The organism is Streptomyces sp. NPDC004609, assembly GCF_042873655.1.
Classification (GTDB): Bacteria; Actinomycetota; Actinomycetes; order Streptomycetales; family Streptomycetaceae; genus Streptomyces.
Genome location: NZ_JBIALS010000045.1, coordinates 50,959 through 58,647 on the forward strand (window position 1 = coordinate 50,959; position 7,689 = coordinate 58,647).

Sequence of the window (7,689 nt, forward strand, 5' to 3'; positions counted from 1 at the left end):
TCTGCTCATATCTGGGACCGCGGATCGGACACGTCACGGAAGCCGTCGCCGATCACGCCGACCGCGGTGACGACGAGGGCGAGGGCCACGGCGGGCATCGTGGAGATCCACCACGCCGAACCCAGGTAGTCACGCCCCACGGAGACCGTGGCGCCCCACGAGGACGTGTCGACCGGCACGCCGAGGCCGAGGAAGCTCAGCGACGCCTCGGCCACCATCACCAGGCCGACCTGGACCGTCGCCGCGACGAGCAGCGGCTGCCAGCAGGACGGCAGCACATGGCGGACCATGACGCGTATGTGCCCGGCGCCCAGCACCCGCGCGGAGTCGACGAAGCCGAGCCGGCGCGTCGCCATCGCCGACGCGCGGGCGACCCGGGCGAAGATGACCCAGCGGGTGATCGCCAGGGTGATGACGATGTTGGTGACGCTCGGGCCGAGCACACCCGCCAGCAGGATCGCCAGGAGGATCGACGGGAAAGCCAGCTGGATGTCGCCGACGCGCGAGGCGATCGTGTCCGGCCAGCCGCCGAAGTACCCCGAGACCAGCCCGACGGCGAGGCCGACCGCACCGCCCACCAGGACGGTCGCGACGGCGACCAGCAGCGAGATCCGCGACCCGGCCAGCAGGTTGGCGAGCAGATCGCGCCCCATCTGGTCGGTGCCCAGCCAGGCGACAGCCCCCGCCTCGGTGCGCTCTCCCGGTGCCAGAAGCCGGTTCGGCAGGTCGGTTGCGACCGGGTCGTACGGGCGCAGCACCGGCCCCACGACGGCGGCGAGGACGAATAGTGCCAGCACCCCGCCGCCGATCCACACGCGCAGCGGCATCCGTCGCGCGGCGCCGGGAGTGGAACGGGTCCGGGCGGGGGCGGCGGGGCGCTCGGCCGCGGCCGTGGTGCTGCTCATGCGTCCTCCGGGGTGAGGCGGGGGTCGATGACGAAGTAGACGACGTCCACGAGCAGGTTCAGGACGATGTAGGACAACGTGATCGTGAGGATGGCGGCTTCGACGACCGAGTAGTCGCGGTTGGTGATCGCGTCGACCATCAGCGAGCCGATCCCGGGCCACGAGAAGACGACCTCGATGATGACCGCGTTCGCGATGAAGTTGCCCATCAGCAGGCCGAGTACGGTGACGACCGGAATCGCGATGTTGCGGCCCACGTGCACGTACTGGATCGTCCCCTCGGGCACGCCTTTGGCGCGGGCCGTACGGGCGTAGTCCTTGGCCCCTTCCTCCAGCGCGCTGTTGCGCACCAGCCGCGCGAGCCAGCCGATGAAGGGCAGCGACAGCGTGAAGGCCGGCAGCAGGACCGCGGCGGGCGAGCCGTCCGCGGTCGCGGGCAGCCAGTCGAGCCGACGGGCGAACAGCAGGATCAAGACGATGCCGAGCCAGAACGACGGGATGGCCTGACCGGCCAGCGACCCGGTGGAGACCGCCAGGTCGAGGACCTTCCCGGGGCGGCGGGCGCACAGCATCCCCAGCGGGATCCCGATGGCGACGGTCAGCACGAGCGCCGCGAGCGACAGGGTCAGGGTGGCGGGGAAGCGGTCGAGGGTGTTGGTGAGGGCCGAGCCGCCGAGCCGCCAGGAGTCACCGAGGTCGCCCCGTACGATCCCGCCCAGGTGGTCCACGTACTGTCGCCACAACGGGTCGTCGAGGCCGAAGTCGGAGCGAACGCTCTTCAGTTGGCCGGCCGAGGCATCGGGCCCGACGATCAGCTTGGCGGGGTCTCCCGGGACGACGCGCACGATGAAGAACACCAGCGTCAGCGCCCCGAAGGCGACCACCACGGCCTGCGCCAGGCGTTTGGCGAGGAACGCACCCATCAGCTCTCACCTCTGCGGAGCGGCCCGGTGGAGGCGCGTACGACGAGTTCGGGAGCCAGGAGCGTGTGGATCGGCTCCGTGTCCTCCGCGCCGGGGTGCGCGCCGGACTGGACGCGCTCCAGGAGCCGGTCGACTCCGGCCCGGCCCACGTCGGGTGCGGGCAGCCGCACCGTGGTCAGCGGCGGGTCGAGATACGCGGAGAACGGATGGTCGCCGTGGCCGACGACGCCGATGTCGGCACCGATCCGGAGCCCGCGCTCGGTGAACGCCCGGTAGAGGCCGAGCGCGTGGTAGTCGTTGCCCGCCAGGACGACGGCGCCGCGCCCCGCCCGGCGGGCGAGGTCCGCGCCGATGGCGTACGCGGCACCGGGGTCGAACTTCGCCGAGACGGGGAGGCCCTCCGGGGCGTCCACACGCACCACCGCGTCGTCCGGAGCACCGATCCCGCGGGCCGCGAGCGTCTCGCGGAACCCGCGGATACGGTCCGCGACCGGCGAGATGTCCAGGTCCTCCTCGACCAGGTACAGCTCCGTCGCGCCGCTGTCCAGCACATGCTCGGTCGCGGCACGGGCACCGGCGTAGTAGTCGACGCCGACGACGTCGGCGTCCAGCCCCGGCAGATGGCGGTTGAGCAGCACGACGGGCGTGCCGGACTTGCACAGCCGGTGCCAGTGCTCCGCGCCGTGCTGGACCGGGATCGCCAGCACCCCGTCGACACCCCAGCGCATGAGTTCCTCCGCGGCGCGGCGCTCGTTCTCCGCCGAGTCCTCGGTGACCATCAGCATGAGCGAGTACCCGCGCTCGCGTCCGCGCTCCTCGATCGCGGAGATGAGGCCGGCGAAGAAGGGGTTGGACGGGTTGGTGATGACGAGCCCGAGGGTCATGGCGTTCCGCAGCACGAGGGAGCGGGCCATGGTGTTGGGCACGTAACCGAGCCGCTGTGCCTCCTCTTTGACGCGTTCGCGCGTCTCCGGGCTCACCGCGTCCTTGTCGGCGAGCGCCCTGGATACGGTGTTGACCGACAGGTCCAGCGACAGCGCGATGTCGCGCAGCGTCGGTCGGCGGCGTGGGTTCATGGGATCCTCCGGCGCGGTGTCATCGGCGCCCCACCACGGCGAGGTCGGGCTGGTTGTTCGCGGCAGGCGTGAAGCCGGTCAGCTCCCGCGCGCGCCCGTACCCGGTGACGAGGGTGACGGGGAAGAGACCGACGGCGTCCGACCATATGGTCGCGCAGGCGTCGCCGTAGAGGGCGTCGCGCTCCGGCCCCTCCGGTGTCGCCGCGGCACGCGCGAGTACGGCGTCGAGGTCCTGGTTGCGGTAGCCCAGCCGGTTGGCCTTCGAGTTGTACAGCCGCCCGATCGTGAAGGCGGCGTCGCCCGTGGTCACGGTGTTCGTCTGGAGGTTCATGTTCCAGTCGAGGCTGTTCAGCCGCTCCAGCCACATCGCCTTCTCGATGCTCTGCGGGCGTACGGTGACGCCGATCTCGGCCCACTCCGAGATCATCGCCTGGGCCAGCTCCCGGGCGAACGGCCCGGTGGCGTCGAACCACATCATCGACGTGGTGAAGCCCCGTCCGAGCCCGGCGCGGGCGAGCAGCCGCCGTGCGACGGCGGGATCGTACGCCCAGGGCTCCTGCTCGGCGTATCCCGCCACGGTCGCGGGAATGGGCGCGCGCATCTGCCGGCCGCCCCGTCCGAAGAGGGACGCCACGATCTGCGGCACGTTGACGGCGTGGCACAGGGCGCGGCGGACATCGGGGTCGGTGAACGGCTCGCGCGAGCAGTTGAACCAGTTGAAGTAGTACGTCCAGGAGGGGACGGACTCGACCGCGATGCCGGGCACCCCGGTGACCTCGGGCAGTTGGTCCGGCGGGACCGGCCAGAGCAGGTCGACGTCACCGTTGCGCAGTGCGGTGATCGCCGTCGAGGTCTCCGCGATGTACGGCATCGAGATCGCCGGCGACTCGGCCCTGCCGCCCCAGTAGTCGTCGAAGCGCGCCAGCTCGACCGATGTGGACGGGGTGAACCCGGTGACCCGGAACGGCCCCGACCCGATCGGGCTCCGCTTCTGCGCCGGGTCGGCGACCCGGCGCGCCGGGACGATGAACAGGAGCGTGAGGTTGACCGGGAGAGAGCCGAGGGGGCCGTCGGTGGTGAAGACCACCGTGCGGTCGTCGGGCGCCTCGGCCCCGGTGACGGTCGCCCACAACGGCGTCTGCGCGGAGGGAACCGACCGGGTGTGCTCCAGGCAGGCGACCACGTCGCGGGCGGTGACCGCGCTCCCGTCGTGGAAGACGGCCCCGCGGCGGAGCGTGAAGACCCACCTGGTGTCGCCGTCGCGCCGCCACTCGGCCGCCAGCCCCGGAACCAGCGCCTTTCCCTCGCGTCGTACGAGGGTGTCGAAGACCAGCCGCTTGACGATCAGCGAGGCTTCGTCGACGGCGGTTGCGGCGTTGTACGGATCCAGGTCGGTGACCGGCTGGCCGAACGCCGCGCGCAGGGCGCCGCGGGGCGCGCCGCTCCCGACGCCGCAGCCGGAGAGCAGCACCGCCGCGGCCCCCAGGCCCGCCATCGCGAGGAAGTCCCGTCGCCCCGGGTGGCCTTCGTCGACACCCGCTCTGAGAGCCCCGGGCATGTCACCACCTCCCGGTCATGACTTGAGTGCCAGGTAGATCAGGACCTTGACGGACGGGCTCACGTCCTCCGGTTCGCCGGACGCGTCGCCGACGACGGTGCCCCGAAGCCGGAGCCAGCCGCCGAAGTCGGCCGCGGACCAGCTGTGCAGCGGGCCCTCGCCGGGTGCGACGGACCGCTCGGGCTCGTCGAAGTCGCACCAGTGGAGGCCGTCCGGCGATATCTGGGTGCGCACGAGGATCCGGGGGGACCGCCCCGACGTGTCGAGGACGCGCACGAACCAGCGGGCCTCCCGGGCCCAGGCGGCCTCGTACGGCTCGGTGGTGAACTCGCCCGTCAGCCTCGCGTTGCGCTCGATGACGGCGGTGAACGACTGTCGCATGGTCATGGGGCGCTCACCAGTCCACCGAGATCAGCACGGAGTCGAGGTACAGGAAGTTGCGGACATCGGTGTGGGTGCGGACGGAGACGTAGAAGTTGAGCAGGTTCTGCAGCGACCCGTACTCCTCGCCGTACGGCGGCACGGGCACCTCGGACATGTCGTGGACGACATCGTTGACCTGGAGCTCGACGTTCCTGCGGGTGCTGGTGTCGATCACCCAGCGCAGATAGTGCCAGTTGACCTTGGTGGGGACCTCGTTGAAGCACAGGTCCTGCGGCTCGCTGAACTGCTGCCAGTCGGCGGGATCGGGGGCGGTGAAGTCCGCCGTCCGCGCGAGCTTGACCTTGCCCTCGAAGTGCTCGCGGGGCGTCGGCTCGGGGACCGTGGGATACGTCCAGCGGTGCTGTACGCGGTGGTCCAGGTCGGTGTTCTGGTACCTCACGACATTGTGGTACCGCACGCCGTCGCAGATGTCGGTCGCGACGGTGAACGCCCCGAACTGCTGCTCCGACGGGTGGTTGTTGGCGTCCCACCGGCCGCCGCCGGCGGCTGACGCGGCGCCGTTGTCCGCCGAGGCGGCCTCCGCCTTGTACGCCAGATACGTCTCGAACTGGACCCGGCCGCGGCCCGCCATCGTCAGCCTCCGGATCGCCACCCCGGTGTGGCCGGTGACCGGCCGGGTCGCGACCTTCAGGGCGTACGTGCCCGACATGGCACCGTGGGTGCCCACGTCGAAGAAGCTGCAGGAGCTGAGCTGCGGCGGCCGGAAGTCCGACATGTGCTCGTCGACGGTGTCGAGGTCACCGTGCTGGTCGTGGTTGCCGATCAGCTCGATCCACCCATGCGTCCCGGTGTTGAAGTCGTCGTGCACGAGGATGCGGCGCAGGGGGTTGAACTTGGCCAGCTTCGGGTCGAGCAGGCGCGGATCGAGGTTTGGTGCGGTCGTCACCGGTTCCCTTTCATCAGGCGGATGGTGGCGTAGGACAGGTTGTGGTCGGAACGCAGCAGGTCCGCCGGGGCTCCGGACGTCTCGGTCGTCTGCGGGATCTGCACCCACTCCAGGACCCGCGTCCCCTTCCGTACGAAGAGGTGGTCGATCTTCTCGCCGGTGCGCAGCGGGATCTTCCCGCCGTTGAACGAGGCGTACTCGTCGCCGCTGCGGCGGTCGGCGGTGGAGAGCGCGTCGACGAAGCCGACGTCCGCGAAGGCGTCGATCGCGCTTGCCCCCTCGGCCGCGGAACCGGAGTTCATGTCGCCGGCGAAGACGATGGGCAGGTGGCGGGTGTGCCGGTTGTGGCGGGTCAGCTCCTCGGCGGTGCGCCGGGCGTCGGCGTAGCGGACCTCGTCCCAGTTCTTGGTCCAGCCGTTGGGGTCGGTGGCGCCGTTCTTCCGGAACTCCAGATGCATGTCGACCACGACGAAACGGGCACCGGACGTCAGCTCGCGCAGGACGTTCCAGGTCATCGTCTTGCCGTAGATCTCGGTCGAGTCCGGCAGCCAGAGCAGGTCATAAGGCAGCTCGCGCCCGCGCTCGTCCAGATGGGAGTACCGCGCGGCGTCATAGTAGGTGAACCGGCCGGCCCCGGACTTGAGGGGATACCCGTGCCGCGGATGGCGGGCACCGGCGTAGTCCGCGGGGGCCTCCGCGTAGCCGTGCTCGGCGAGCGCGGCCGTGAGCGGAGCCCGGAAGGACTCGACGTCTACACCGGGCTGCGTGGGCGTCGGGTTGTTGCCGATCTCCTGTGTGGCGACGACTGCCAACCCGGCCTCGTCGATGTCCTCCGCGACCGCCGCTGCCCGGCCTTCGGCCCACGGCCTGAGCTTGGTGGCGCAGTCACGGCCGATCACCCGCTCGCACTCGGCCTTCGTCGGCAGGCAGCCGTGGCCGCACACGTTGTACGTGCCGACACGGACCTCCACGGCCCGCGCCGGTGGCGCCTGTCCACCGCGCTCGCCCTGCTCGGCGGCCATGGCGCCGGGTCCGCTCATCAGCGCCAGCGCTATCACCACGCCCGGCACCAACTTGGGGGATATTGCACGCAATCCTGGCGGCATTTCCGCTCCCGCTCGTGACATGAACGTTAACGTTATCGTTGCGACACGAACCGTACGCTGCCCCCCGGCGGAAGTAAACGGTCGTGCCGCCGCTTCACTCGGTGATGGCCTCGGCGCGGCACCTCTGCCGTCCATCGCTCCGACGAGGGGCCTGGACGCCCGAACCCGACGGCGCTGAGAGCCCGTCAGCCCAGGTGCGTTCGCCGGGGCGCGCCCGGATTCCCGCCCGCGGTGTCGGCGGGGCTGAAGGCCGACGGACATGGCGAAGAGCAGCAACGCCGTGGCCGGGGACCGGGGCGGGTGCTGCGTGCTCCCTGGAGTAGTTCGCTGTGCCCACGTGCGAGGCCCTGCCCCGCCTCACTGCGGCCCGGACCGCCTCACTCCCGAACAGCGCCGTACTTCCACCGCGTCTGTCGGGCCTTCGTCTCCGGCCTCCGCGGTGGTGGACGGCCTCCGCCTGTTCGCAGGTGCTGTGGTGGGTGGTCGTGCCACCCTGGTCGGCTGGCCTGCGGCAGGAGCGGGCCCGGTAAGGGTGCATGATGACCACCGAGAAGTTCGCCCCCTGGCTTGCCTCGACGGTGACCGCGGTTGCGGATGTGCTCGCCGACACGAGCGGCGGTCTGACCGCCGGGAGATCGGTCTTCTGCTGGCCCAGATAGGGAATCGCGGACGCCGACGGGTCCAACAAGCGCGAGCGGCCGCCCCGGTCTCAGCCCTCGTACTCGGTGAGGTCGATGGCGTGCACGCTCAGCGCATGCCCGTACACCGGGTCCCTCGTCTCGCGCTCCAGC

The 7,689-nt window shown here is 70.9% G+C and carries 8 protein-coding genes; 1 reads left to right on the top strand and 7 read right to left on the bottom strand.

Annotated features, from left to right (window positions below):
- Window positions 1-5 precede the first annotated feature (5 nt).
- From ACFYT4_RS31820 to ACFYT4_RS31850, 7 genes are read right to left on the bottom strand one after another with little or no spacing between them, the layout of a single operon-like run.
- Complete coding sequence (locus tag ACFYT4_RS31820; protein WP_389276859.1) at window positions 6-905, bottom strand: ABC transporter permease; 900 nt, start codon at window positions 903-905, stop codon at window positions 6-8.
- On the bottom strand, window positions 902-1,828 hold the full coding sequence (locus tag ACFYT4_RS31825; protein ID WP_389276862.1) for an ABC transporter permease: 927 nt from the start codon (window positions 1,826-1,828) through the stop codon (window positions 902-904). Before ACFYT4_RS31825 ends, ACFYT4_RS31820 begins: the two co-directional genes overlap by 4 nt.
- Window positions 1,828-2,904, bottom strand: coding sequence for a LacI family DNA-binding transcriptional regulator (locus tag ACFYT4_RS31830; RefSeq protein ID WP_389276865.1), 1,077 nt, complete (start codon window positions 2,902-2,904; stop codon window positions 1,828-1,830). The genes ACFYT4_RS31825 and ACFYT4_RS31830 overlap by 1 nt, the downstream gene beginning before the upstream one ends.
- Before the next feature lie 19 nt (window positions 2,905-2,923).
- The gene (locus tag ACFYT4_RS31835; protein ID WP_389276867.1) at window positions 2,924-4,462 is read right to left on the bottom strand and encodes an ABC transporter substrate-binding protein; all 1,539 of its coding nucleotides are present in this window, start codon (window positions 4,460-4,462) and stop codon (window positions 2,924-2,926) included.
- 15 nt (window positions 4,463-4,477) lie between these two features.
- Window positions 4,478-4,849: a hypothetical protein gene (locus tag ACFYT4_RS31840; protein ID WP_389276870.1), complete on the bottom strand. Its 372-nt coding sequence runs from the start codon at window positions 4,847-4,849 to the stop codon at window positions 4,478-4,480.
- Window positions 4,850-4,856: 7 nt separating this feature from the next.
- Window positions 4,857-5,792: a DUF6772 family protein gene (locus ACFYT4_RS31845; protein ID WP_389276872.1), complete on the bottom strand. Its 936-nt coding sequence runs from the start codon at window positions 5,790-5,792 to the stop codon at window positions 4,857-4,859.
- On the bottom strand, window positions 5,789-6,853 hold the full coding sequence (locus tag ACFYT4_RS31850; protein WP_389276875.1) for a hypothetical protein: 1,065 nt from the start codon (window positions 6,851-6,853) through the stop codon (window positions 5,789-5,791). Before ACFYT4_RS31850 ends, ACFYT4_RS31845 begins: the two co-directional genes overlap by 4 nt.
- 581 nt (window positions 6,854-7,434) lie before the next feature.
- On the opposite strand from ACFYT4_RS31850, the gene ACFYT4_RS31855 reads away from it, so the two are divergent.
- Complete coding sequence (locus tag ACFYT4_RS31855) at window positions 7,435-7,557, top strand: hypothetical protein (RefSeq protein WP_389276878.1); 123 nt, start codon at window positions 7,435-7,437, stop codon at window positions 7,555-7,557.
- The last annotated feature ends 132 nt before the right edge of the window (window positions 7,558-7,689 follow it).

Excerpts from the sequence above, each read along its gene's own strand:
- ACFYT4_RS31820 (WP_389276859.1), bottom strand. The coding sequence starts at position 905 with ATGAGCAGCACCACGGCCGCGGCCGAGCGCCCCGCCGCCCCCGCCCGG.
- ACFYT4_RS31825 (WP_389276862.1), bottom strand. The coding sequence starts at position 1,828 with ATGGGTGCGTTCCTCGCCAAACGCCTGGCGCAGGCCGTGGTGGTCGCC.
- ACFYT4_RS31830 (WP_389276865.1), bottom strand. The coding sequence starts at position 2,904 with ATGAACCCACGCCGCCGACCGACGCTGCGCGACATCGCGCTGTCGCTG.
- ACFYT4_RS31835 (WP_389276867.1), bottom strand. The coding sequence starts at position 4,462 with ATGCCCGGGGCTCTCAGAGCGGGTGTCGACGAAGGCCACCCGGGGCGA.
- ACFYT4_RS31840 (WP_389276870.1), bottom strand. The coding sequence starts at position 4,849 with ATGACCATGCGACAGTCGTTCACCGCCGTCATCGAGCGCAACGCGAGG.
- ACFYT4_RS31855 (WP_389276878.1), top strand. The coding sequence starts at position 7,435 with ATGATGACCACCGAGAAGTTCGCCCCCTGGCTTGCCTCGACGGTGACC.